This is a genomic window from Streptosporangium sp. NPDC020072 (genome assembly GCF_040631445.1).
Taxonomy (GTDB): domain Bacteria; phylum Actinomycetota; class Actinomycetes; order Streptosporangiales; family Streptosporangiaceae; genus Streptosporangium.
The window spans coordinates 119,402-142,755 of record NZ_JBEYAB010000011.1 but is presented as its reverse complement, the minus strand read 5'-3'; the positions used below and the strand labels follow the sequence as shown (position 1 = coordinate 142,755).

Sequence of the window (23,354 nt, the reverse complement as noted above, 5' to 3'; positions counted from 1 at the left end):
AATTGCGGTACCGCAATTAGCTCTCTGAAGAGGTGAAAGGCCCGAATGGCTAACACTTTCCTGACGCCGAGCATCATCGCGAAGGCGGCACTGGCCACGCTCTACGAGACGTGTGTGATGGCGCAACTGGTTCACCGCGACTATGAGCAGGAGTTCGTGTCCCGCGTGGGTGACACGATTTCTGTGCGCAAGCCTGCGGTGTTCACGGCGAACGAGTTCAACCGGGCGCAGGGCATCCAGATCCAGAACGCCAGCGAAGGTTCGGTGCCGATCACGCTGAACCACTTCAGTGACGTCTCCTTCGCCGTGACAGCGGAAGAGCTGACGTTGGAGATCGAGGACTTCGGCACGCAACTCCTCAACCCGGCGATGGAGGCCATCGCGCAGAAAATCGACCGGGACATCCTGAGCCTGCGTAACGACATCGTGCAGCGGGTGGGCAAGGCCGGTGCCGCGATCACGGGCGTCACCGGCCCCGGCATCCACGACTACGACAAGCCGCAGGTCGCGATCGACGCTCGGCGCGTCCTCAACCAGAGGAACGTCCCGGCCGCCGACCGTCACCTCGCCATCGGTCCGGAGATGGAGGCGCTGTGGCTGAGCGACCCGCTGTTCCACCAGGCCGACACCCGAGGTGACACCGATGGTCTGCGCGAGGCGAACCTGGGTCGAAGAATCTTCGGATTCGACGGCTACCAGACGCAGAACATCGAGACCCCCGGCGGCACGCCGGCTGCGGGCCAGCCGAACACTGAGGTCGGAGTGGCTTTTCATCGGACGGCGTTCGCATTGGTGACCAGGCCCTTGGTGCTTCCGCAGGGCGCGGCCAACGCCGCTGTCGAGTCATACAAGGGCTTCGGCGTCCGCGTGGTGATGGACTACGACATCTCGAAGAAGCAGGACATCGTCAGTGTGGACTGCCTCTACGGCGTCAAGACCTTGGACCCGAACAGGGCCGTGCTGATCCATGGGGTCGCGGCGTGACCTACGTCTACCGCAACACCAACACCGGGCAGGTGGTCCCGCTCGAACAGCGAGACCCCTGCCTGGACATGTTGGACAACTGGCAGGTCGTCGGCGAGTCCGAGCCTGCCCACATGACCGGTCCGGCTTTGGCCGGGCCGGTCCGCCCGTCCGAGCATGACAACAAGGCCGCGTGGGTCGAGTACGCGGTCGCCCGCGGCATGCCCGAGGCCGACGCCAAGGCGCTGTCGAAAGCCGCGCTGATCGAGGAATTCGGGGAGGACCCAGATGGCGAGGACTGACCTGGTCGTCAGGTCCATGCCGCGCGCCGGCATCGCGCTCGGCGTCGGCCTGGTCGCGGCCAACGCGGACGGGCACGCCTTCGACCACAGCCCTCGGCGCCTGCTCGTGATCAAGAACAGCAACGGCACGGCGGCGGCGGCGACGGTGCAGATTCCCGCGACCGTTGAGGGCCAGGACGTGGTGGACCTGCCGGTCACGATCCCGGCCAACGACAGCCTCTTGCTGCCGCCGTTCTCGGCGGTGTACCGCCAGGCCAACGGCAAGGTGTACATCGACTACGCAGCCCCGGCCGGGCTCACGGTCGGGGTGCTCGAACAGCCGGCTTAGCCGTGGGGTACGCAACAGCTGCCGACTACACGGCGTACACCGGTCAAGCTGGACCAGCTGATATCGAGCGGCGACTGGAACGCGCGTCGGAGAGGGTAGACGAGCTGCTGTTCGCGTCGATTTACCCGACCGACGACGCCGGCATGCCGACACGGCCCGAAGACGCTGACGCGATGAAGCGGGCGTCGTGCGCGCAGGCTGCTTGGACGATCGCTGTGGGTGATGAGTTCGGCGTCGCCTCAGCATTCAAGTCGGTGTCGATCGGTTCGGTCCGGCTGGACCGTGGAGGGTCCGGTGACGCGCCACCCCCGCGGTATTCGCCGGACGCCTCCTCGATCCTGCGGCGCGCTGGACTGCTGCCCGGCTACATCCTCGACGGGAGCGTGTGGTGATGCTGCCCGAGTGGCTGTTGCGGCACCGGGCGATCATCGAGCCGTTTCAGGGCGATGGAGCATATGGTCCCGTGTTCGGGCCGCCTTTCGAGTCGCGGTGCCTCGTGGATGACGAGCGGCGTCTGGTGCGCGATGCGCAGGGTGCTGAGACCGTGTCCGACACCACCGTGTTCTTCCCTCCGGGCACGATCTGCCCGGAGGGAAGCAGAGTCACGGTCAACGGACGGCAGACGACCGTCATCACATCCTTCTCTCGCGACGGCGGCGGACTGCCGACGCCTGACCATGTTGAGGTGGTGTGCCGCTGATGGCCAGAGCCAGGTTCAACGCCAAGGTCAATACGGAGGAGGTCACGGCCGAGATCCGGCGTGCTGCCGGGCGCGGTCTCCGTCACGCCACCGAGCACGTGCTGTCGGTGTCCAACCAGCGGGTACCGCACGACGAGGGCACGTTGGAACGGTCGGGCGCGGCCGTGGTCGATGAAAACGACCTGCGCGGCATCGTCTCCTATGACACGCCGTACAGCATCGCTCAGCACGAAAACCTCGACTACCAGCACAAGCCCGGCCGGGCCGCGAAATTCCTGGAGCTCGCACTCCGAGAGGAAGCCGAGGTGGTCAAGCTGATGATCGCCAAGCAACTCCGGCAGGCGCTCAAGTGACGTGGACCCGTGATCTGCTGACCGGATTCGCGGTCCTGCTTGGCGAGGCCGGGGTCGCGACGTGGAACCCCAACGGTATCTACGCCGACAACCAGACCGCGCTCACCATCGGTGGTCTCCCGGCCAAGCCGGACACCGCGATTGCGCTGGCAGTGTACGGCGTGGGCCAGATGGGCGACGACGTCGAACAGCCGGACTCGGCCGTGCAGATGCAGGCCAGGTTCCGGGCCAAGACGGACCCGCGCGTCGTGGACGACCTCGCGGACGCCGTGTTCGACGCCATCCACGGCCTGGAGAACGTGACGCTCTCGACAGGCGTGTACGTGCTGCTCGCGCGTCGAACACTGGTCGCCCCGCTCGGCCGTGACAGCTCGGGCCGGTGGGAACGGGCCGACTCGTTCGACCTGATGGCTCATCGGCCGTCACTTCACCGCGACGTGTGACCCACCTATTTCTGCTGATAGCGGTTCCGCTTTCGGCAATTCGACATGCCCATAAGGAGTGATCATGGGGCTGCGTTCCCTCCTCGCGAAGGACTGGAAGCTCGACGTCGGTACCGGACCCGACATGGAGAACCTCACTTGGATTCCGATCCGGGGCCTCACCAGCTTCCAAGAGACGACCGACGACAACACAGAGGACGACGGCGATTTCGACGACGAGGAGGGCTGGGGCAGCAGCGTCGTCACTGGCCGGACCTGGCAGATTGAAGCGGAAGGCCGCCGGAAGCGGACCGACGCCGCCGCGTTCACCCCCGACCCTGGACAGGAAGCCATCCGCAAGGCCGCGCGGAAGGTCGGTTTCGGCGCGAACATTCCGGTGCGGTGGTACCGCAGGGACGGGGCGCCGGACGCCTACAGGGGCGTTTGTACTGTCTCGGAGTTCACCAAGGGCGGTTCGGTGACCGACCTGGAGCCCTTCAACTTCACTCTCCTGGGGCAGGGAGCGCCCGTCGAGATCGAGAACCCGGTGACGGCATGACCCAGTTTCAGGACCTCGACGAGTTCTTCGACGACAGCCTTCGGCTTCCGGTGGGAGGAAAGACCTACGTCATCCCCGCCCCGGATGCTGAGGTGGGTCTGCTGTGCCAGCGGCTCATGCACGCCAGCCTGGCAGTCGAGCAAGGCGAAGAAGTGGACGACCCCCAGCTCAACGAACTGGCCGCCGTTGTGCTCGACGACGACGAGGAACGCGACCTCTACCAGCGGATTCTCGGACCGGTGTGGGACGAACTGCGCGCCGACCGGGTGACGTGGCCCCGCATCCAGCATGTCGGTGCAACCGCGCTGGTGTGGGTCGCGGCTGGCAAGGAGGCTGCCGCGAAGATCTGGGGTTCCGGAGGCGCGGGGGAAGCGCCGGCCCCGAACCGGGCGACTCGTCGAGCGGCGGCGAAATCGATCCGGTCTCGGGGCTCCGGGACTACTACGAGGACGACGGCCTCTCCGTCTCGCAAGGCCGCACCGTCTCGTGGCACGACATCCTGAGCCGTTGGGCTCACGTCGAGCCTGATTTCCATGAGGTGTACGGCATCGACCTCGGCAAGCCCGGAGTGCTGCGCACCAGGTCATGGCGGTGGTTTCGCACACGGCTGCACGGGCTGCTGACGTGTGACTCACGACTGGCCCGCGCTCTGGACCCCGGCGAGGGGCGGAGGTAAGGCGGCACGTTCCGCTCGGTTTCACCCCACCCAAGATCCAAGGAGGTGAGACCGATGGCGTTGAACGTCGGGGAGCTGTTCGCCGAGATCAACGTGAAGGACCGGGGCACGGCCACTGTCCGCCGGTTCATGACCTTCATGCGGGACTCCGCGAAGAAACTCGACATCGACGCGGGCGGCCTGGCCAAGTCAGCCGGGTCGATGAGCCTCCAGTTCACCGCCGCGGCGCTCAAAGCGGCCACCCTGGCGGCGTCGATGGCGGCCGCCACGCAAACCGCAGTCGGCTTCGCCGCAGCGCTTGCCCCGGCTGGCGGCATCGTTGCTGCACTACCTGGAGCGGTTGCTCTGGGCGTCGGCGCGCTGGCCACCCTCAAGGTGGCGGTGCTCGGCGTTGATGACGCTTTCAAAGCGGCCCTGGGAGGTGATCAAAAAAAGTACGAGGAGTCCCTGAAGGGTCTCTCACCTGCGGCGCAGGTCGCAGCACGTGACTTGCACTCGGTCAAGCCTGCGATCGACGAGCTCCGAAGCGCCGTGCAAGATGGGTTTTTCGCGCCGCTGGCTGGCCAAGTCCGAGCGGTCGCGGCTGCTGTGGTCGGTCCGCTGCAGTCCGGCATGCAGGGGGTATCGCGGGAGTTCGGTCTGGCCGGTGTGGAGGTGGCGCGGTTCGTTTCCTCGTCGGCGACGGTGTCCGCGATCTCGTCGGTCTTCGGATCACTGCGATCGGCGGTCGCGGACGTCCGGCCCGCGATCGAGCCGGTACTGGCCGGGTTCCGCGACATCGCCGTGGTCGGCCTGTCCTTCTCGTCCGGACTGGCGCCGGGAATCGCGTCGGTAGCGCAGCGGTTCGGCGAGTTTCTTTCCAACGCCGCTAATAGCGGTACCGCTTTTAACTGGATGCAGGGCGCGCTGGGGGTGTTCCGGCAGCTCGGCCAGGTCGGCGGCGACGTGCTCGGCATCGTCAAGTCGATCTTCTCGGCGATGTCCGCTGGCAGGTCGGGCGCGCTCGGCGTGCTGGGCCAGCTCCTTGATCGGCTCAACGCTTTTCTGGCGAGCGCCGAAGGCCAGAAATCGCTGATCGCGATCTTCAGGGCGTTGTCGCAGGTCAGCGGCGCCTTGATGCCGATCTTTCAGGCACTCGGAGGCGCGTTAGCGCAGGTCGCGCCGCATGTCGCCTCCATCGCGGTCGCCCTCGGCCCAGGGCTGGCCGCTGCGGTAAGCGCGCTCGGCCCAGCCTTGGCCGCGCTCGGTCCCGGGCTGACCGTGGTCGCGCGGATGCTCGCGCAAGCGTTCGCGTCACCCGAGCTCCGGGCTGGGCTCCTCGCGCTCGGCCAAGGGCTCTCGGCGGCCCTCGCCGCCGCCGCTCCGCTGCTTCCCGTAGTCGGTCAGCTGGCCGGGATCGTCGGTCAGGTCTTCGGCGTTGCCCTGCAAAACCTCTCGGCCGCTCTTACGCCGGTTGTCTCCGCACTCGCCGACGCGCTGCGTCCCGCTCTGTCGTCCATTTCATCTGCTTTTGCCCAGCTCAGTCCGCTTATGCAGCCGGTCTATGCTGCCTTCGGTCAATTCGCGGCTGTCGTCGTTCAGCAGCTCCTGCCGCCGATCTTGGATCTGATCCCGGCGGTGCGTGATCAGCTCGTTCCTGCCTTTTTATCCCTTATGCGATCGATAACGCCATTGCTTCCAATTCTTACAGAGTTGGGCGTTATGATCCTTTCTAGGGCGATCCCGGCGATCATTCCCATGATCAGCTGGCTGAGCAACCTGGCCAGCGGTTTCCTGAAGTTCGGCGCGGTGGTCGGCCAAGTCGTCGCCTCCATCAAGCCCTACATCGACAACGCCGTGGCCATCTTCCGATGGATGTACGACGTGCTCGTAGGCCACTCGATCATTCCGGACATGGTCAACGCGATCGGCCGATGGATCGGCACGACCCTGGTCGGCTGGTTCCGCGACCTACCCGGAAAGATCACGTCGGCGGTGTCCAGCATTGGTAGCACCATGGCCGGCATCGGCCGGAACATCGTGTCCGGCGTCTGGCAAGGCATCCAGTCAATGGCCAGTACCTTCTACGCCAACGTCAGCAACTTCTTCTCCGGAATCGTCAACTCGGTGAAGTCCACGCTCGGGATCAAAAGCCCGTCGAAGGTCTTCGCCGCCATCGGCCGATTCATGATGCAGGGCCTGGCGGTCGGCGTTGATAAGACCGCTGGACTCGTCACTAGCTCATTGAGCAAGGTGACCTCGCTCGCGGCGAAGACCGCACTACCGAACCTGCCCGTACCCGGAGTGAACATCCCAGAGGGGCTTGGCGGCGGTAGATCCATGTCGCGGACGGTGGTGAACGTGACGAACCATTTCCCGCAGGCCGAGCCTACGTCAGTAACCGTGAACCGGTCGCTCCAGTACGTCGGCGCGATGGGAGTGATCTAAGGTGCCGAGCTACTCACTTGACGGGGTGCCACTCGATCATCCCGCGGGTTGCTGGCGTCTCAAAAGGGGGACACAGCGCAGGCCATTGCCTGGCGCGCGGGCCGTCAAGGTCAGCGTGCCAGGCCGGCACGGTGACATCCCGGTCGTCGGCCTCGACCTGGAGGCCACGACGTTCGGCCTGATGTTCAAGGTCACGTCGGCCACCCCCGCGGGAGCGGACGGCGGCTATGAGCAGATGGAACGCAACCTGGAAGCGCTGACGGCGCTCCTCGGAACGCGGCATCGGCTGATGAAGCTGCGCTACCAGGCCGGTTCGCTCGTCCGCGTCGCAGACGTGACGATCACCGCTACGTCCGAGCCCGAAGTCAACACAGGTGCCGCCACCACCCGGCTCACGGCGGTGGTTGAGGTACCGGGGGCACTGTGGCGGGATGAGATCGAATCCACCTGGCTGGGAGCTCCAAACCAACTCGCTCAAGCGGTGACCACACTCGCAGGCTCGACGGGGCCGATTGTGGACGCGTTGGTGCGCTTCACTGGTCCGGCAGTACAGCCGTCCATCGGCGACGTGGCCACAGGAGGTTGGGTACTTCATGCTGGCGGTCTGCTGACGGGGGAGCGGCTGCTGATTGACTGCGGTCGAATGCAGGCAGCGAAGGTGACGACCGATACGTGGGACTTGGCTGCCGGTATGGACATCACAGGGCAGATTGACACGATCGGCCCCGGTAGCCAATACAGGTGGCTGCATCTGACGCCTGCGCTAGCGGTGAGCGATCCGTTCTCCCGCGCAGTGCTAATCTCTACGTCCGCGACCAGTACGACAATCGCATCACAGGTCGAGATCCGAGCGAAGCGTGCTTACCTTTGACCCGCAGTAGCACAATACGCTCCTGCTTTCTGAAATCGAATGGCGAAGCATCCGTCGATCTTGATTGCTCAATAAGCTTTGCGTATTCCGTGGGTATTTATATGTGAAATCATGTGCCGAAGATGGTATCCTGAATAGATGCTATTCCACTCATTATAAATAATGCTATGGCGAGAGGGCGAACGATTGTCTCCTGTTGGGCGGCCCAGGACGCGGGGCGAATGATGAGCATGTCTACGAAATGAAAGATCAATCCGAGAAGTGAGCCGATTATTGTAGTTGTAAAAGTGGCGATTGCTGACGCCAGTACATATGCGAGTAGTGCGCCCCCTGGGAAGCCGATCAAAATCAGATATACCCATGCAAAGATGATCAATGGAACATTGTTGGGGGGGCTGACCTGGTCGAAAATTGCTCGCCATCCAAAGAATTGAATGGAACCCCATGCTGCTAGCCGAATGATAGAAAATACCCAGTAGAGACGCGACTCCTTGAACTCACTGACGCTGTCCATGAGTTGCTGATCCCAGATGTTCGGCCATTGGACCTTTCCGGTTTCTGGATCAACAATAATTTTTTTATTCGCCGCTTCCCGTCTGGCCCGCTTGTATTGGCCAGTCTTCATGGCGCCTCGCCTCGCCAGTGCGCTCCCCTCGACGCGAAAGTAGCCGGAAAAAATCTCCCCGGCTCCCTGGATCAAGCGTTGTCCAGCATCCTTTGTACCGCGTTTGATGGTCTCGCGGACTGTTAGCATGCGCTCGGTTCCAAGAAGGGATCCGGATGCCGCGATCAAGGAAACCAACGCGGTGAATTTCTTCACCCATGCCCACCAAGGGGGCATTAAATCCATGGCCGTTGCTAAAAGGACGACAATCCCCGAAACGATGATAAATATCGCGACGATTGTCACGGTACGTCCTGTTGTGAAAAGTGGGCGATCTCCATTCACAATAATATGATCCAGCTATCCTCTGGTGTTTGGGCAGTCGCTTAGTAACAATGTCGTATCAGGTGGACCCTGCGGACGTTGCCCGCGATCTAGTCGGCGACTAGCCCATGTTGCTATGCAAGGGGCTCAGCCCATTGAGGCCGTCATAGTCAGTCGTTCTGCGAGCACGTTCTTCCGTAAGGAGGAGGTCTGACATGACCTTCGATCTGCGGCTCATGGTCTACACACCGTTTGGCAGCCGAATTGGTGTGCTTCCGCAACCGTTATCAGTCGAGGTTGCTTGGCCACTGAACGACGTGTCGTCGCTCAAGCTGGCCTACACCACCATGGCGACCGGCGCGGCCCTGCTCGATCAGCCGTGCGAGATCGCCGTCGAGTGGAGCGTGGACGGCACCATGTGGACCGAAGAGCCGGACTCGCGGTTTCTCCGCATCAAGCGCCGCGGAGACGGCTCCGACCAGACGGGGCTGGTCCAGTTCGAGCTGCCTGGCTTCGTGTGGATGCTCCGCAAGATCGTGCTCTATCCCGGTCCTGCGCCGTTGGTGGACGGCAAGAGGGCATTTCTCGGCGCGACAGCGGGCGAGATCCTGCAGACGTTTATCGCTGAGGCCAAAGGTCGGGGCGCGGTGCCGGGTCTGCAATGGGACTTCACCCCGGAGGAGGACAGCGCAGGTCAGTCGTGGGACAAGATCATCACGATCTACTACCAGCCGGGCATGGACGCGCTGACGGCGCTGCAGAACCTTGCCGAGCAGGGCGTGTGTGACTTCCGCATGTCCGGCCGCACCGTCCAGGTGGTCAACGCCGACACGATGATGAGCCGCGACTTGGCGTCCGGGGCCAGCCCGGTGGACCTGCGGTACGGGCGCGACATCGCCGAAGCGCCCGACGAGGGCACGCTGGAGGACACGGCGTCGTCGGTGCTCATCGTCGGAGACAACGGGCTCGTCAAGACGTTCACCAACCCCGCCGCTGTCCAGCCGTGGGGGCCTTGGGAGCAGTACGTGGGCGCGGGCGGCATCTCCGACGAGGGGACTGCGACGATCCTCGCGCGGTCCGCGCTCGAGCGCGCCGGAGCTGAACGGGTGCAGCGGACTCGCGGCATCGTCCTGCACGGCGCACGCTGGTTGCCGCTGAAGAACTACCGGCCCGGTGACCGGGTGCTCGCGCCCGGGGGCGGCGGGATGTTGGAGCCTCTGCGGGTCCGGCAGGTGACGTTGGCGCGCAACTCAATGGGTGTGGTCGGCGGGTCCTTGGTCCTGCATGACCGGTTCCTGGAGCGGGACATCCGCCTAGCCAGGCGGACGGCAGGGATCGTCGGCGGTTCGACGGCGGACGGAGGGTCCGGCGCGCGCCCAGCCCCGGAAGCGCCTGAGCCGCGCACGCCGACGGCCCCGGTTGGGCTGGTCGTGCACCCGCTGCCGTACATCGACGAGCACGGCCTGCCGCATGGGCAGGTGACGGTCTCGTGGGGCGCGGTCACCGCCGACGTCGGCGGGGTCGCGTTGAACGTAGGCGGCTACGAGCTGTTCGTGCGGCTCAACCAGGAGGGCGCGCCGTGGTTCTTCGTCACCTCGACTGAGGCGGGCGACACCACGGCCACATACTCGCCGCTCGTCATCGGTGAGTCGTACGCCTTCAAAGTCCGGGCGGTGAACCTCGGCAAGGCCGGACCGTTCTCGCCCGAGGTCGCGGTGACGATCCCCGATGACGACGAAGCGCCGCCCGTGCCGACCGCGCCGCAACTCTCCACGCGTCTCGGCGTGGTCCGGGCCACGTGGAACGGGCTCGGGATTGGCTCGGTGCCGATGCCGCCCGACTTCCTGCACGTCCGCGTGTGGATGCAGGACCCGCTCGCGCCCGGCTGGTCGGAGATCGGCGTGCTGGGCGAGGCCGGGGCGATCCTCGTCCCGAACCTGCCGTACGGCTCCGACCGGCAGTTCCGATTCACGTCCCTTGACCGGTCGGGCAATGAGTCGGCTTCGTCCGCGTCGGCGACGATCGCCGCGGTGCAGCTCGTCCAGGGCGACGCCGCGAACGAGAGCATTACGACGGGCGCGCTGGTCGCGAACGCGGTCACCTCCGACAAGCTGGCCGCTGGGTCGGTCGAGGCCGAGCACATCACGGCTGGCGCGGTGGTTGCCGACAAGCTTGCCGCTGTGCTGACGCTGTCCACGCGGGTCGTCGCGGGCAGTGCGTCGGGTGCGCGGGTTGAGCTCAACAGCTCGGGCCTGGTGGCGTTCAACGGCTCCGGTCAGCAGACCGCCAGCATTTCGGCCGCCACCGGCGCGGTGTCCATCGTCGGCCAGCTCGCATCGGGGGTGACCGGCGCGCGGATCGTGGTCAACCCCGCAGGCACGGCGGCTCCAGAGATCCGCTTCATCCCGGGTAGCGGAACGAACCAGTCGCGCATCTACAGCGACGGCTCCCGCTTCACAGGGGAGGCGACCCTGGTCATGGAGTCGGGCACCAACCAGGCGAGCACCGCGATGTGTCGCCTGACCCACGCGGCCGGCTTCTGGCAGGCGGCCATCCTGAACCCGTCGAACGGGGAGCGGCGCGGCGGCGCGGTGTCGGCCGTCGAGAGCCAGGCGTCGATCGGGTGGATGCACCCGACGCAGCAGGACCAGCTCCTCGTGTTCGACCAGACAGGCACGTTTCACCGAGGGACCTGGCTATACGCGAACGACTCCGGCTTGATCATGCTGTCGCTGTCAGTGTCCAGAGGCGCCACCTACTACCAGGTGGCACTCGGTTTCACCTTCCCGACCGTGCCGAAGGTCACGTTCGTCGCCGAGCAGACCACGACCATGCAGCTCTTCAGCCGCACTAACAGCGACCTGTTCTTCTTCGACCCGTCCGCCGGGACCTCGCCGCCGACGCGGACGTTCCACATCTGGGCCTGGAGGTGACAAGGTGCCGGATGACTGGCAGGTCACAGAGGTGATCGACACAGCCGATGAGTCCGGTCGGATCGAGGCGTGGGAAATCACGCTGACTCGGGCCGCCGATGATGTCACGGTGGCGGTATTTCTGCCGAAGGCGGCGATCGAGTCCACTGCCGTGGCGTGCGGGCTGACCTCGACAGACGAGGTGATCGACGTGCTCATGCACCGCGCCGTCCATCCGATCTACGAGCCGACCTTGCTCGAGGGCAATCCGTGGCAGATGTCAGGGGAGCAGGCCCGCGCCGCCGTCCTGGAGCGGGTCGAGCGGTGCAAGCGGAACCACGCGACCGTCACAACAGCTGCACCGAAGGCTCGTACGGCGGTTGCGCGGAAGGCGGCCGATGTGCTCGACCCGCTGAGATCGCACGTGGGGATCGATCCGGTGAAGACCGCCGCCACACGACTGGAGCAGCAGCGGGCGCTCCTGCAGGCGAGTGCGTGATGGAAGACCTGGTGGTCGAGCCGGGCCGGATCATCGCCGTGCTGCGCCGCCGCATTGAGGACCTGACGTACGAGAACGCCGTGTTGTCGGCGGCGGTCGATCAGCAGCGCGACGAGATCAACGAACTACTGAGGGAGGCCAGCGGTGCAGGTGATCATCCCAGGTGAGCCCGCGACGTTCGCGCTACGGCTGGTGGCGTACGAGCCGAATCGCGACCGACTGGGTGTGCTGCCTCACCACAGCGGCTTCGAGCTGGGCGATCCGCTGAACGACGTGTCCAGCCTCAAGGTGACGTACCCGGATGGCGGGCTGAACGCCGACCTCATCGCCGGGCATTGCGAGGTCGCGGTGGAGTACGCGGCGAACGGCGGCTCATGGGTGGAGCCGCCCAACGCGAGATTCTTGCGCATCAAGCGGAGCGGCGACAGCGCGGACCGAGCCGGCTCCCGGTCCTATGATCTGCCCGGCTGGGCGTGGTTGTTGAGGAAGGTCGTGCTGTACCCCAACAGCGCGATGGTGGACGGCAAACGCCAGTTCAACGCGGTCAGCGCCGGGGCGATCCTCGCGACGTTCATTCAGGAGGGCAAGGCGCGAGGCGCGCTGTCCGGCCTGACCTACCATTTCTCCGACATCCGCGACAGCGACAACAAGGAGTGGGACAGCACGCGGCGGCTGACGCTGGCGATCGAGCCGGGCAAGGACCTGCTGAGCGTCCTGATCAACCTGGGCGAGCAGGGTGTGATCGACTGGCGGATGCAGGGCCGCGAGCTGCAGGTATTTAACCCGGACGCGATGCTCGGCACGGACCACGCATCTGGTCCTTCACCGGTTGACCTACGTCTCGGCCGTGACATCACCGAAGCTCCGGACACGGGAACGCTGGAGGACGCCGTGTCCGCCATCCTCATCGGCGGCGAATCCGGTCTCTCGGTGGAGGTGACCAACCCGGCCGCTGTCGCACCGTGGGGCAGGTGGGAGACCTACCAGTCGCAGAACGGTGTCTCGGACGCCGGTACCGCGAGGCTGCTGGGCCAGAACGCACTGGATCGGGTCGGCCGGGAGCGGGTCCAGGTCACCCGCGGCATGCTGTTCGACCACGCGCGCTGGCTGCCGTTCGAGCACTACCAGCCAGGGGACTACCTGCTTGCGCCGGGCGACGGCGGGACGATGGAGTCGCTCCGCCTGCGACAGATCACATTGTCAGTGGACAAGGACGGCCAGGTCGGCGGCAACATTGTCTTGAACGATCGTTTCCTGGAGAGGGAGATCAGGCTGGCCAGGCAGGCCGCCGGGATTCTTGACGGCGGGGTGGGGTCGGGCGGTTCAGGTGGTGAGCCAGCCCCGGAGACGAACAATCGGATCCCGGCCGCGCCACAGGGGCTCGTCGTCGCGGCGGACGCCTACCTGGATGAGCACGGGTACGCGCGCGGGCAGGCCACAGTGACGTGGAGCGCGGTGGCCTCCGATGCGAACGGGGTCGCGCTCAGCGTCGATGCGTACGAGGTGTACGCCCGGCGCAACCTGCCGGGGGAGCTGTGGCTGATGGTCGCGCAGACCGCGGCGGGAGACACGAAAGCGACGGTCTCGCCGCTGGTGGTCGGCTGGGAGTACGGGTGGAAGGTCCGGGCGCTCTCGGCTGGGGTGAAGGGCGACTTTTGCCCCCAGGTCGTCACGCTGATACCTGACGACGCGACTCCACCTCCGACACCGACCGCGCCGCAGCTCTCCACACGGTTGGGCGTGATTCACGTCGCCTGGGATGGGCGCGGCGGTGGCGGGGTGCTGATGCCGAGCGACTTCGAGCGGCTACGGATCTGGATGGACAACCCACTCACACCGGAGCCTGCGGTCGAGGTCGGCTACCTCGACGCGGCCGGGGCGATCGTTGTTCCAGACCAGCCGTACGGTGCCACTCGCACGTTTTGGTTCACCGCTGTTGACCGGTCGAGGAACGAGTCGGGCCCGTCGAACTCGGCGTCGATCGCGACGCTGCCGCTGGTGGACACAGATCTCATCGGCGAGGTTATCGACGGCGCTGAGCACATCATCTCGGGGTCGATTCCTGCTGACGCGAAGATCACCGCTGACTCCATCACCGGCCGCCTGATCCGGGCGCTCGCGATTGAGGCGGACAAGATCGCCGCGAACGCTGTCACAGCGGACAAGGTAGCCGCAGGCGCGATCCAAGCCGGGCACGTTGCCGCGAACGCGATCACAGCGGACAAGATCGCCGCGAACGCGATCACCGCTAACAAGATCGCAGCCGATGCGATCAGCGGCAAAACCATCACCGGCTCAATCGTTCGATCAGCGGCCGCAGGGCAACGGTTTGTGCTCGACAGCAGCACCTTGGACCTTCGGTTCTACCCAGCGGGGAACAGCAACTACAGCAGGTTCTACGCCGTGGATGGGCTTTACCCCGGCGAAACCACGACCTTCATCACCAGCGGCACCAATTCCTCCGGCACCGCCCGCGCGGAACTTCAGGTCGCCGCCGGCCTGGTACGCCTCGGCATCCGCGACTCTTCCTTCTCCACCCGCAAGGGCGGCGGACTGGACGTCGCCGAGTCGTACGGCCGATTCGGATACGACGACGGATACGCCTCGTCACAGTCCTACATCCACTGCAACAGCTCCGGACGCTGGTACCTGCGCGGCCGCGTCTGGGACACCAACACCGCTGACCCCTACGACACAGTGCACGCCGGATCAGGCACGGTACCGCCGGACTACGGCGGCGTCACCATCCACTACGGGCCGAGCATGGCGTCCAACATGGGGCCCGTCGCCGTCGTCCGTGACGGCGCCGTCAAGGCGAACTTCTACTGGTGCGAGGACCTGAGCAACCAGACCGATTTCTCCCTCGCCTGGTCGCAAGGCGGCGGCGTGTACTCAGGCAAGGGCTTCTACTGGTGGGCTCACCGCCATTGATCACGAGAGGGGACCGCTGATCGTGGCGGAGACCTGGACCATATGGGACGCCGAGCTCGGCTACAGCACCACCAGCCTGCTGCAGGCTGGAGGAGAACAAGCCAGCCGCACCGAACACGATGGAGCCGAACCAATCTGGGGCATCAGCCGCGTGGGGCCAGACGGCACAGCGCGCATGCACATCATTCCGCACTCGACATGGGAATGGCGGTGCGCTGAATACGGTATCGACCCGGACGACACGACGACATTGCTGGACATCGTGCTGCACGAACCATGGATCCCATCGCCGAACGACGCCATGGCCCGCTTCCAGCCAGGCGCGGCTGAAGTACTACGCGACACCCACGGCCTGCCGACATGCTGGACGCCAGGCGTCTCCGACGTTGACCGACTGGCGGCGCACCGGGTACGCATCGAGGCCGTCAAAACCCACCGGGTGCGGATGGTGGCTGAAGACCGGCAAGTACGCCAGGACGTCATGGCCTATGTCGGCATCAACGCCGTCGCACCGGAAGATCCACTAGAGCCGGTCAAGGCTCTGACCCGCCTGGACCCCGCTCGGGTCGAGGCGCGCCGCCTGGCGGTGGCCTGGTATCGCGACAACCAGCAGATTCCCATCGTGCCGTCGTATCAGGCGAAGCCGCCAGCGACGTGGATGGGCCGTAAGCCCTGGGGGGTGGCCAGTGGATGAGAACCTTGCGTTGTCCCTGGCTGAGCTGCGCCGGTTGGTGGAGGTTGGGTTCGCTCAGGTCAACGGGCAAAACGCGTTGATCCTGCAGAGGCTCGACCAGGTCGATGACCGGCACGCCGAGCTGGTCAAGCAGGTTGGTGAGCTGGAGGACCGGCTGGCCGAGGTCGAGAAGAACTGCGTCAGCCGTACCCAGCTCGCCGAGCGCACCCGCCAGATCATCGCCATCGTCACCGTGCTGGTGGCCGTGGCAGGCACAGTGATCGCGCTGATCCAGCTCACCCGCGGCTGACACTGATCATCTTTCTCGTCGAACGGGTGTGTTCGACGGACCTACAGAGTTCCAGGAGGATTGATGCCTTGGCTTACGCAACTCGCCGACGTCGCCCGGAGGACCGGTTTCCCAGTCACCGAGGTCGGCGGCTGGAAGTCCCGCGGACACGGACCGCAGCTCTTCGTTCAGGGGGTGGTGGCGCACCACACCGCTGGGTGGAACGACCGGCACATCGTGGTGAACGGCCGGCTCGGGTTGGAGGGGCCGCTGAGCCACTTCTGGCTGGAGCACACCGGTCGGATCTGGGTCGTCGCCGCCGGGCGATGCTGGCACAATGCGCCGAGCACCAGCGTGCACCACACCAACTCGGCGTCGGTCGGCATTGAGGCCGAGAACGACGGCCGCAGCCCGTGGCCGCAGGTACAGCTTGACGCTTACTACGCGCTGTGCGCCGAGCTATGCCGCGAGTTTGACCTGCCCGCGTCTCGGGTTGTTGGCCACAAGGAAGTCAACACGCAGAAGCCTGACCCGCACAGCCTCAACATGGCCGCCTTCCGGGCGCACGTCGCCCACCAAATCAACGACCCCGGCAAGACCACGACACAACAGGAGGAAGACGTGCCCGAGATCATTTCTCTGGGAGCCGGACAGAACCAGATCATCCCGGCCGGTGGTGAGCTGGCGGTGCGCTGGCACACCGAGTGGACCGACGATCCGAACGCACACGGCGAAGACGGAGTAGCGGTCCTGGCCAGCGGGAGCCGCTGGTGCATCGTGGACGGCCTGGTGAAGGTCGGTGGTCTGCCCCCGGGCGCGGAGATAGACGTGGCGTGGTCACGTTACTCACGAGACGGCAAGACGTTCGAGGACGACGCTTGGCGGCTGAGCTTCCGAGCGGACGTCAACGGCCGGGTGGAGCAGTCAATGGGCGGCCAGTTCGCGCTCAACACGAAGAACCAACTTCGTCTCCGTGTGATCAACCCACGAAAGGACATCGCCACGGCGGTCGTCGAGAAGGTGTCGATGGCGAAGATCTCGATGTTCGCACGCTAATAGCGGTTCCGATTTCAACCCTCTGAGGGGGCACATGTCCACCGAGACGAATCCGACGCCAACGATCGGCCGGATCGTTCACTACAAGCTCTCTGGCCACGACGTCAGCATGATCAACCTGGAGTCGAGGCAGAGCTACGGAGGACAGGGCGTCGTCCGTTCCCCCGTCGAGCTTGGCGAGACCTACCCGGCGATAGTCGTCCGGACGTTCGAAGGCGCCGAGCGGGTCGTGAACCTTCAGGTGTTCCTGGACGGCAACCACTCCTACTGGGCGACGTCGCGATCCGAAGGCCCAGACCACGGCCAATGGTCGTGGCCGCCCCGTCGCTGATTTTCAATCCGAACCTTCCCGCCGCGATGGCGGATTACCCCCGAAGGAAGGGCGAATGAACGCTCACGCAGACCCCAAGCTCTCCTACTCCAAGCCGCCGGTTGAGACCAAGGTCAAAGCCATGACCCTGGTGTCCTACCTGGCTGGTGTCGCCGGAATGGCAGCGCTACAGGCTGTCGCCGACGCCCCGTCGATGATCGCGTTCCTGCCTGACTGGATCGAGGCGATCATCCTGCCCCTGGTCCCGACCGCGCTGGCAGCTGTCGCCGGGTGGAAGGCGCGGCACACCCCGCGGCCGGACCTACCGTCCAGCCAGCGGTAATTTCGCCTGCAACGCAAACGCCCCATTCCTCCCTATCGGGGAGGAATGGGGCGTTTTTGTGTTTCTTGTGGTCGGGCTTCAAAGCCGTCAGGAACGACCTAGCTCAGGTTGGCCAGCTGGCCAATTCGCTGGTAGGCGATCTATTGCGTTAGCTGAAACTCGGCCCGTTCCTTGCTCATGATCTTGTAATCAGTGGTCGCGGCCGAGCAACATGTGGGGGTAACCCCGGGTGATGCGCTCGCCCAGCGGCACGTCCAATGCGGTGATGAAGGCGTCGAGTTGCTCGGTAGCATCGTCGATGCTGTCGGCCGCGCCCTTGAACTCGAACTCGACGAACGTGCCGACGTCGGCGAGGGTATCGAAGGCGACGGCGACCAGGCCGGGGACGATCCACTCCTCCCGGGTCTTGTCCACCGTGATCAGAGGCGTGAAGCCGAGCGTGGCCAGGATGAGGCGGATCGCCTCCGGGTCTTCGACGGCGGTTTCGTACTCGTCGGCGTGCGTCTTGATCTTCTCTTCGATCGGGTGCCACACCTTGAAGTTGGCCGAGGCGCCGCGGTCGCTTTCGCGGATGCGCAGCCACTCCGAGACGACCTCAGGCTTCAGGAAGTCGCGGTGGGGTGCGTTGAAGTAGGAGTCGATCTGACGGGTCGCGGTGCCCGGCACCGCGTGAAGGCCCTTCAGCTTCGTCTTCAGGGCTTCCGGATCGGACAGCGCGTATTTCTGCTCGACCTCGGTGTACTTCACGGTGATCCTTTCTGTCGAAGTGACGGGTCAGGCACTGGCAGGTCGGGACTGCGGAACCCTGGCGGGCAGGTCATGGATCATCTGCCTGGCAGGGGCCGTGAGATGACGTAACAGCGCGATCGCATCCCCAGCGAGGGGGTCGCCAAGGCTGGTGAGACTCATCGTGATCTGCCCCGCATCGCGGAATCCGACCAGCACAGGGGCGTCCGGGGCACGTTGCAGGGCGTAGCGTAACGCGACGCGGACCAAGTCCGCAGGCTGGTCACCGAAGTGCTGAACGACCTCGCGCAGCACTTCGTGGACGGCTTGGACGATGTGCTGGGTGAAGGTTGGATCGGTGCTGCGGTGGTCACTGCTGCTGGTTCGCCGGGGACGGTCGGGAGAGTGCGTGCCGGTGAGCAGACCCTGCGCGAGAGGCTGTTTGATGATCACGTCCACCTCCTGTTTCTTGGCGAAGTCGAAGATGTCGGTCTCGTCTGCGCTGTAGAGCGGAGACAGCAGGTTGTAACGAACCGTCAGCACGCCCGGCCGGATCTGGTTGAACAGACGCAGGAATCGTTGCGTGGAGGCGTCGTTCCGTTCCTGGGCGAAGACGTGCGGAGCGCGCATCCCAATCGCGCTGATGAGACCTTCACGTTGGAAGGCTCGCATCTGTTCCACGGCGTCATCCAAGTATCGGTCGTCGAGCCCGAAGTCGCTGCTGTGCAGGAAGTACATGTCCAGGTAGTCGGAGCCCAAGTTGGTCAGCGTCGTTTCCAACTGATGGCGCATCTGCAGAGGGTGGTAGGGATGGGCGGCTGTCCCCGCGAAATAGCCGACCTTGCTGGAGATGACGACCTGGTTGCGCGGCACAGAAGTCAGGAGCCGGCCGAGAAGTCGTTCAGAGGCACCGAGACCGTACACGTCGGCGGTGTCGAACAGGGTGACGCCGAGGGCGTAGGCGCGGGCCAATCCTTCGTAGGCCCGGTCCGGATCGACGCCGTCCCAGCCGATAGGGATACCGCGATTAGTCGCGGGCCCGCCGATGGTCCAGCATCCTGCGCCGATCGCGGAGACGACTCGGCCCAAGCAACGCAGGGGCCGGGGTTCAAGTTCAAGGGACATAGGAGGTTTTCCTCAGACGAAGTGGTCAGGTGCCGCACGGGTCGGAGGCGTTGATCAAAGTCCAAGTGTTTCCGGTGGCGGCCCATCGGGTGTGTTCGCGGGTCAGGACGCTCATGCGGTCAGCAGGGAGAAGAGCGCTGACGTCGGCTGCTGCCATGGTCATCTGCGGACGCAGATTCTCCATGAGGGTCTCGGCGAGATCCTGACAGCGTCCATCGAGACGGCTCAGGCCGCTGGGGGTGGTGTCTGTGTCCTCCAAGAGGACGAGCATTCCGGTCAGCAGGTCGAACGCAGCCTGCTTCAAGATCACACGGGCGGCGCGGATACTGCTCCGAGGCGGCCCGTCGAGAATCTTCTCCAAGGACTTGAAGGTGTAGTCCAGGGCGAAGTTGCGGTCCACCCACAGCTGGCTCCACCGGCTGAGTACGCCGATCCGGCGGTCTGCGAAGTCGGCGTCCACTCGCCCGATGGAAGGGTGGACTTGCCCGGCCAGGCCAGCGGCCTGCACCTTGCGAGTGTAGGCGGCGCCCGTCAAGCACTCCATCGACACGAGCATGTAGGAGATGCCGGTGTAGAACGGCGTCCCGAGACTGTGCGCCGCGACGAAATCCTCGTCGCGAACTCCATCGATGATCTCCTCGACGCTCATCTGTGGGAGCGGTTTCAGCAGCAAGTCGGTACGGGCCTGGAAAGCTTGTGTCTGCCGCAGCTCTTCGTGGGTCATCAGATGGTCGAACGTGATGTATGTGAAGCGCGTCGGGACGCCGAGGGCGGACAGGGTGCGGATCGCCAGCGCGTTCTGCTCGCTGGTGGTCTCTTTGTGGAAGCGTTCCAGGATCGTATCGACGCCGGACTCCACGCCGAACAGGCATCGTCTCAGCCCATTCGCCAGCAGGGCCCGCCACAGATAGCCGCGATCCACGTGCCAGGTGCGATCACGTCCAGGCCACACGACCTGGTCGATACGGCAGGAGGTCTCCCACCGGAACCTGTGCCGTCGCAGGATGTCAGAGACGGCTAGCGCACGGGGGATCGCGTCGTCGCCGCGGCCGATGAACTCCTCATCCACCAGGTACAGGACGCGGGCGATGTCCGGGTGCTGATCGAAGACGTCGCTGATTTCCTTGAGAATCCACGGCAGTCCGTCCGGGGCGGCGCCGGACCACTGTCCTTTGTGGCCGCGCGGGCAAAACGAGCAGGAACTGGTGCAGCCTCGGGAGGTCTCCAGTTGGGCGACCCCGCCGTGGGCGAGCGTGGTGTGCAGCAGGTCGAGCTCAGGCCAGATATCGGTCTGCTGCCGGTTCGCGACGGCCGCGTTGCGGCGGGCTGGCCCGATGCTGAGTGTTCCCTCGCCGCGCTGGAGACGGCCGTGGTAGCCGATCCCGCGGACCTGCGGCAGCTCCAGATCACCGTGCCAGTACGCGAGCACGTCCTGGATGGTTGGCTCACCGGCGGCGCGGGTGATGAGCATGCGCGGGTAACGTTGCAGGAGCAGTCGTTCGTTGCGAACGGTGAGGCTGCCCCCGGCGATGACGAGCGGAGCGTCCGGCATGCTGGCCAGGTGATCCATGAGCTGGATCATCAGGTCGTGCTGGCCGAAGGTCGCGGAGATCCCCACGATGTCGGGCCGCATCTGATCGGTACGAGCAACGATGTCGGGCAGAGTGACGCCAAGCTGCATGTCCATCAGCTCGACCTGCCCGGTGAGCGTGGCACGGGCCGCGCGGGCGACGTCGCTGATGGCTAGCGGGAAGCGGGGCAGCGGGAAGTGCTCAGGGTGGTAGAGCGCGACGAGCAACACCCTTGGCCGTAGCAGCCGCTGGAAGGTGTCGTCGCTGATGGTGGTCTCGGCCAGCCACCCGTTGTTCGGAGACAGCGGGATACGGCCCTGCGTCCAGATGGGCCAACTGCGGGTGTGGTGCGCGTGGCCAGACAGGTCGGCGATGGTCCAGGCACGCCGGACGGTGTTCTCGATCACGAGTAGCCGCCGGTCAACGCTACCGGTAAGAGCGATACGGGCAGGTAGGTGCTGTGTGAGAAAGCCATGCAGGGTGGTCAGCTCGTGAAACGGGATTGCGTGTAACTGATCGAGGGAGAATGGTCGGGTGCCGATAGCTGTATCGACGGCGGTGATCAGTCGCTGGTAGACGGGGTACCTATTGGAAGAGCTGGTAGTGCAGGGGTGAGACATACGTCCTCCTGCGTGTTTGGTGAGGAATGGTGGCAGGAAATTTTTCCTGCCGCCGAAATCACGTGATCTAAAGGCCCAGCAGCGGTATCAGTTCGCTGACATGGGAGATGGTCGGCACGATTCCTTCGAGTGCCGGAGGCAGCGGAATGCGACGTTTCTCGGGAAGAGCGGGATGACGTACCAGGGCGGCCGGTATGCCGTGTTGGATCGGGGCAATGACGTCATTCGCCAGGTTATCCCCGATAAACAAAACCTGTTCGGGTCGGGCTCCGGTGATGGCGATCAGCGTCTGGTAGAACGCCGGATGGGGCTTTCCTACCCGCAGCTTCGCCGACTCCAGCGTCGGGCCGAACCAGTTGAGAATTCCTGCCCGCTCCAGTGCTCGGTGGCGGTCATCGCCTTTTCGCGTGTTGGAGGCCAGCACCAATGTGAGCTGGCCTTCGCGAGCCCGCTTCAGCGCCGGTATAACCAGCGGATCGAGCGGCCGCATCCCCAAATCGAGGTCAGGAGGGGTGTCCGGCACGGTTAGAGTGCTTCCATAGTCCAGGGCGAGATGGGTTATTCCGCGCATTAACATGCCGTCTCCAGTTCCAGAGAGACACTGATGGCCACCCAATGGTGATCGGCCAGAAAGGTGAATGCGGCATAAGACATTGCGCGAGAACACGAGGCTATGCCGCCGCGCCTGTTCACACCGGGTACGGAGCAGTAGTCAGAGCAGGGAGGGCGCGTATGGTCCCGCATCGTCCGCCGACAGAGGCGTGACCTCGCTACTGATGAGGTACATCGGGCCACTCAGCCGTTCGATCCTTGGTGAGGGGAAACCCGCGTTAATGAGGAGTGCTAGGTACTCCTCGCTGGTGCGTTCCCGTCCGCCAAGGAAAAGGGACATCATGCGCATATCGGTGAGTTCGGCCGCGGGCGTCCCCACGTAGGCTCGATACGGATTGATCAGCATGTCCACGCACCACACCTGGGCGGGACCATTGGAGGCCGCCGCGCGGACGTTACTCAGCACCCGGTGGGCTTGGCCATCGTCAAGGTTGTGCAGGATATTGGAGAGGATGTATACGGCCTGCTGGCCGCCATGCGGAACATTGTCGATCATGTCGCCCGCGATGATCTGACACCGGTCGGCATGGCCGCGTTCGGCCATGGCGACCACTGCAATGTCCGCGACGCTTTCCTGCTCCCATAACACACCGGTCAGGTGCGGGTGGGCTTCCAGAATCGTGGAGAGCATCGCCCCCTGCCCACCGCCGATATCGATCACAGTCTGGCACTGCGTGAAATCGCGTTGGGCGAGCGCTGCGGCGGCTGCGGCGCTGCGAACGGCCATGAACTGCTGGAACTGCCGAGCAAGGGCAGGATTGGCGGTCAGGTAGTCATAAGGGGAAATGTTCGTCCCCGCCTTGCCGGTGAGCACAGCCCGACCCAGGTTGGTGATCGTCTCCCGCCACAGCGGGTCCGCCGCTACCAGAAGGGCGGGCCTCAGCGAGCCCGGAAGGTCACGAAGCAGTGCACCCTCCGAAGTCAGGGCGTACCCAGCGTTGTGAGTGGTGCGCAGATACCCCAAGGCGGCGGCGGTGCGCAGCAGCCGCGCCATCCTGTCAGGGTCGGCATCCGTTTGCTCGGAAAGCTCCGAGCTCGTCAAGGGGCGACCCGCTTCGGCGATGAGGTCCGCTACCCCGAGGCGAGCCAACGCCACGAGGACGCCGAAGGCGAGCTCGCTTTCAAGCACATGCTGAATCCGGCGAGACGCCGAAGCGA

Annotated in this window: 26 protein-coding genes; 20 read left to right on the top strand and 6 right to left on the bottom strand. The window is 64.9% G+C overall.

Annotation, left to right across the window (positions count from 1 at the left end; genetic code table 11):
- The first annotated feature begins 45 nt into the window (after positions 1-45).
- The 11 genes from ABZ470_RS26355 to ABZ470_RS26305 all read left to right on the top strand — a co-directional run bounded on the left by ABZ470_RS26355 (position 46) and on the right by ABZ470_RS26305 (position 7,601).
- Positions 46-984, top strand: a complete 939-nt coding sequence (locus ABZ470_RS26355) for a P22 phage major capsid protein family protein (protein WP_362914545.1) — start codon at positions 46-48, stop codon at positions 982-984.
- The gene (locus ABZ470_RS26350) at positions 981-1,265 is read left to right on the top strand and encodes a hypothetical protein (protein ID WP_362914543.1); all 285 of its coding nucleotides are present in this window, start codon (positions 981-983) and stop codon (positions 1,263-1,265) included. Before ABZ470_RS26355 ends, ABZ470_RS26350 begins: the two co-directional genes overlap by 4 nt.
- On the top strand, positions 1,252-1,593 hold the full coding sequence (locus tag ABZ470_RS26345) for a hypothetical protein (RefSeq protein WP_362914541.1): 342 nt from the start codon (positions 1,252-1,254) through the stop codon (positions 1,591-1,593). The genes ABZ470_RS26350 and ABZ470_RS26345 overlap by 14 nt, the downstream gene beginning before the upstream one ends.
- Positions 1,594-1,595: 2 nt before the next feature.
- Complete coding sequence (locus ABZ470_RS26340; protein ID WP_362914539.1) at positions 1,596-1,985, top strand: hypothetical protein; 390 nt, start codon at positions 1,596-1,598, stop codon at positions 1,983-1,985.
- The gene (locus ABZ470_RS26335) at positions 1,982-2,293 is read left to right on the top strand and encodes a hypothetical protein (protein WP_362914537.1); all 312 of its coding nucleotides are present in this window, start codon (positions 1,982-1,984) and stop codon (positions 2,291-2,293) included. The genes ABZ470_RS26340 and ABZ470_RS26335 overlap by 4 nt, the downstream gene beginning before the upstream one ends.
- The gene (locus ABZ470_RS26330; protein WP_362914535.1) at positions 2,284-2,646 is read left to right on the top strand and encodes a hypothetical protein; all 363 of its coding nucleotides are present in this window, start codon (positions 2,284-2,286) and stop codon (positions 2,644-2,646) included. Before ABZ470_RS26335 ends, ABZ470_RS26330 begins: the two co-directional genes overlap by 10 nt.
- Positions 2,643-3,089, top strand: coding sequence for a minor capsid protein (locus tag ABZ470_RS26325; RefSeq protein WP_362914533.1), 447 nt, complete (start codon positions 2,643-2,645; stop codon positions 3,087-3,089). Before ABZ470_RS26330 ends, ABZ470_RS26325 begins: the two co-directional genes overlap by 4 nt.
- A 64-nt stretch (positions 3,090-3,153) precedes the next feature.
- Complete coding sequence (locus ABZ470_RS26320; protein WP_362914531.1) at positions 3,154-3,627, top strand: hypothetical protein; 474 nt, start codon at positions 3,154-3,156, stop codon at positions 3,625-3,627.
- Positions 3,624-4,130 carry a hypothetical protein gene (locus ABZ470_RS26315; RefSeq protein ID WP_362914529.1) on the top strand — a complete coding sequence of 169 codons (507 nt, stop codon included), beginning with the start codon at positions 3,624-3,626 and terminating at the stop codon, positions 4,128-4,130. The genes ABZ470_RS26320 and ABZ470_RS26315 overlap by 4 nt, the downstream gene beginning before the upstream one ends.
- Before the next feature lie 227 nt (positions 4,131-4,357).
- On the top strand, positions 4,358-6,730 hold the full coding sequence (locus ABZ470_RS26310; RefSeq protein WP_362914527.1) for a hypothetical protein: 2,373 nt from the start codon (positions 4,358-4,360) through the stop codon (positions 6,728-6,730).
- Between the two features lie 115 nt (positions 6,731-6,845).
- On the top strand, positions 6,846-7,601 hold the full coding sequence (locus ABZ470_RS26305; RefSeq protein WP_362914525.1) for a hypothetical protein: 756 nt from the start codon (positions 6,846-6,848) through the stop codon (positions 7,599-7,601).
- 109 nt (positions 7,602-7,710) lie between these two features.
- Here the strand turns inward: ABZ470_RS26305 and ABZ470_RS26300 are convergent, their stop codons facing one another.
- The gene (locus tag ABZ470_RS26300) at positions 7,711-8,511 is read right to left on the bottom strand and encodes a hypothetical protein (protein WP_362914523.1); all 801 of its coding nucleotides are present in this window, start codon (positions 8,509-8,511) and stop codon (positions 7,711-7,713) included.
- Positions 8,512-8,744: 233 nt separating this feature from the next.
- On the opposite strand from ABZ470_RS26300, the gene ABZ470_RS26295 reads away from it, so the two are divergent.
- The 9 genes from ABZ470_RS26295 to ABZ470_RS26255 all read left to right on the top strand — a co-directional run bounded on the left by ABZ470_RS26295 (position 8,745) and on the right by ABZ470_RS26255 (position 17,542).
- On the top strand, positions 8,745-11,462 hold the full coding sequence (locus ABZ470_RS26295; protein WP_362914521.1) for a hypothetical protein: 2,718 nt from the start codon (positions 8,745-8,747) through the stop codon (positions 11,460-11,462).
- A gap of 4 nt (positions 11,463-11,466) precedes the next feature.
- Positions 11,467-11,940: a hypothetical protein gene (locus tag ABZ470_RS26290; protein ID WP_362914519.1), complete on the top strand. Its 474-nt coding sequence runs from the start codon at positions 11,467-11,469 to the stop codon at positions 11,938-11,940.
- Positions 11,940-12,107 (top strand): hypothetical protein, encoded by a 168-nt coding sequence (locus ABZ470_RS26285; RefSeq protein WP_362914517.1) that lies wholly within the window; start codon positions 11,940-11,942, stop codon positions 12,105-12,107. Before ABZ470_RS26290 ends, ABZ470_RS26285 begins: the two co-directional genes overlap by 1 nt.
- A complete protein-coding gene (locus ABZ470_RS26280; protein WP_362914515.1) occupies positions 12,085-14,871 on the top strand; it encodes a hypothetical protein in 2,787 nt (928 codons plus the stop codon). Before ABZ470_RS26285 ends, ABZ470_RS26280 begins: the two co-directional genes overlap by 23 nt.
- A gap of 22 nt (positions 14,872-14,893) precedes the next feature.
- Complete coding sequence (locus tag ABZ470_RS26275) at positions 14,894-15,565, top strand: hypothetical protein (protein ID WP_362914513.1); 672 nt, start codon at positions 14,894-14,896, stop codon at positions 15,563-15,565.
- Complete coding sequence (locus ABZ470_RS26270) at positions 15,558-15,854, top strand: hypothetical protein (protein WP_362914511.1); 297 nt, start codon at positions 15,558-15,560, stop codon at positions 15,852-15,854. Before ABZ470_RS26275 ends, ABZ470_RS26270 begins: the two co-directional genes overlap by 8 nt.
- A gap of 63 nt (positions 15,855-15,917) precedes the next feature.
- On the top strand, positions 15,918-16,889 hold the full coding sequence (locus ABZ470_RS26265) for a peptidoglycan recognition family protein (RefSeq protein ID WP_362914509.1): 972 nt from the start codon (positions 15,918-15,920) through the stop codon (positions 16,887-16,889).
- A 34-nt stretch (positions 16,890-16,923) separates the two neighbouring features.
- Positions 16,924-17,220, top strand: coding sequence for a hypothetical protein (locus tag ABZ470_RS26260; protein WP_362914507.1), 297 nt, complete (start codon positions 16,924-16,926; stop codon positions 17,218-17,220).
- 55 nt (positions 17,221-17,275) lie between these two features.
- Positions 17,276-17,542: a hypothetical protein gene (locus ABZ470_RS26255; protein ID WP_362914505.1), complete on the top strand. Its 267-nt coding sequence runs from the start codon at positions 17,276-17,278 to the stop codon at positions 17,540-17,542.
- A 189-nt stretch (positions 17,543-17,731) separates the two neighbouring features.
- Here ABZ470_RS26255 and cyaB read toward each other — a convergent pair whose 3' ends face one another.
- From cyaB to ABZ470_RS26230, 5 genes are all read right to left on the bottom strand, one after another.
- On the bottom strand, positions 17,732-18,289 hold the full coding sequence (gene cyaB, locus ABZ470_RS26250; protein ID WP_362914503.1) for a class IV adenylate cyclase: 558 nt from the start codon (positions 18,287-18,289) through the stop codon (positions 17,732-17,734).
- 27 nt (positions 18,290-18,316) lie between these two features.
- Positions 18,317-19,393: an aldo/keto reductase gene (locus ABZ470_RS26245; RefSeq protein WP_362914501.1), complete on the bottom strand. Its 1,077-nt coding sequence runs from the start codon at positions 19,391-19,393 to the stop codon at positions 18,317-18,319.
- A gap of 25 nt (positions 19,394-19,418) precedes the next feature.
- Positions 19,419-21,371 (bottom strand): hypothetical protein, encoded by a 1,953-nt coding sequence (locus ABZ470_RS26240; RefSeq protein WP_362914499.1) that lies wholly within the window; start codon positions 21,369-21,371, stop codon positions 19,419-19,421.
- Between the two features lie 280 nt (positions 21,372-21,651).
- Positions 21,652-22,161 (bottom strand): HAD family hydrolase, encoded by a 510-nt coding sequence (locus tag ABZ470_RS26235; RefSeq protein WP_362914497.1) that lies wholly within the window; start codon positions 22,159-22,161, stop codon positions 21,652-21,654.
- 135 nt (positions 22,162-22,296) lie between these two features.
- Positions 22,297-23,325: a methyltransferase gene (locus ABZ470_RS26230; RefSeq protein ID WP_362914495.1), complete on the bottom strand. Its 1,029-nt coding sequence runs from the start codon at positions 23,323-23,325 to the stop codon at positions 22,297-22,299.
- Between the last annotated feature and the right edge of the window lie 29 nt (positions 23,326-23,354).

What these genes read in the sequence shown, in the direction of transcription:
- ABZ470_RS26295 (WP_362914521.1), top strand. Translation starts at nt 8,745, where the DNA reads ATGACCTTCGATCTGCGGCTCATGGTCTACACACCGTTTGGCAGCCGA.
- ABZ470_RS26320 (WP_362914531.1), top strand. Translation starts at nt 3,154, where the DNA reads ATGGGGCTGCGTTCCCTCCTCGCGAAGGACTGGAAGCTCGACGTCGGT.
- ABZ470_RS26285 (WP_362914517.1), top strand. Translation starts at nt 11,940, where the DNA reads ATGGAAGACCTGGTGGTCGAGCCGGGCCGGATCATCGCCGTGCTGCGC.
- ABZ470_RS26345 (WP_362914541.1), top strand. Translation starts at nt 1,252, where the DNA reads ATGGCGAGGACTGACCTGGTCGTCAGGTCCATGCCGCGCGCCGGCATC.
- ABZ470_RS26235 (WP_362914497.1), bottom strand. Translation starts at nt 22,161, where the DNA reads ATGTTAATGCGCGGAATAACCCATCTCGCCCTGGACTATGGAAGCACT.
- ABZ470_RS26260 (WP_362914507.1), top strand. Translation starts at nt 16,924, where the DNA reads ATGTCCACCGAGACGAATCCGACGCCAACGATCGGCCGGATCGTTCAC.
- ABZ470_RS26315 (WP_362914529.1), top strand. Translation starts at nt 3,624, where the DNA reads ATGACCCAGTTTCAGGACCTCGACGAGTTCTTCGACGACAGCCTTCGG.
- ABZ470_RS26245 (WP_362914501.1), bottom strand. Translation starts at nt 19,393, where the DNA reads ATGTCCCTTGAACTTGAACCCCGGCCCCTGCGTTGCTTGGGCCGAGTC.
- ABZ470_RS26255 (WP_362914505.1), top strand. Translation starts at nt 17,276, where the DNA reads ATGAACGCTCACGCAGACCCCAAGCTCTCCTACTCCAAGCCGCCGGTT.
- ABZ470_RS26265 (WP_362914509.1), top strand. Translation starts at nt 15,918, where the DNA reads ATGCCTTGGCTTACGCAACTCGCCGACGTCGCCCGGAGGACCGGTTTC.
- ABZ470_RS26310 (WP_362914527.1), top strand. Translation starts at nt 4,358, where the DNA reads ATGGCGTTGAACGTCGGGGAGCTGTTCGCCGAGATCAACGTGAAGGAC.
- ABZ470_RS26355 (WP_362914545.1), top strand. Translation starts at nt 46, where the DNA reads ATGGCTAACACTTTCCTGACGCCGAGCATCATCGCGAAGGCGGCACTG.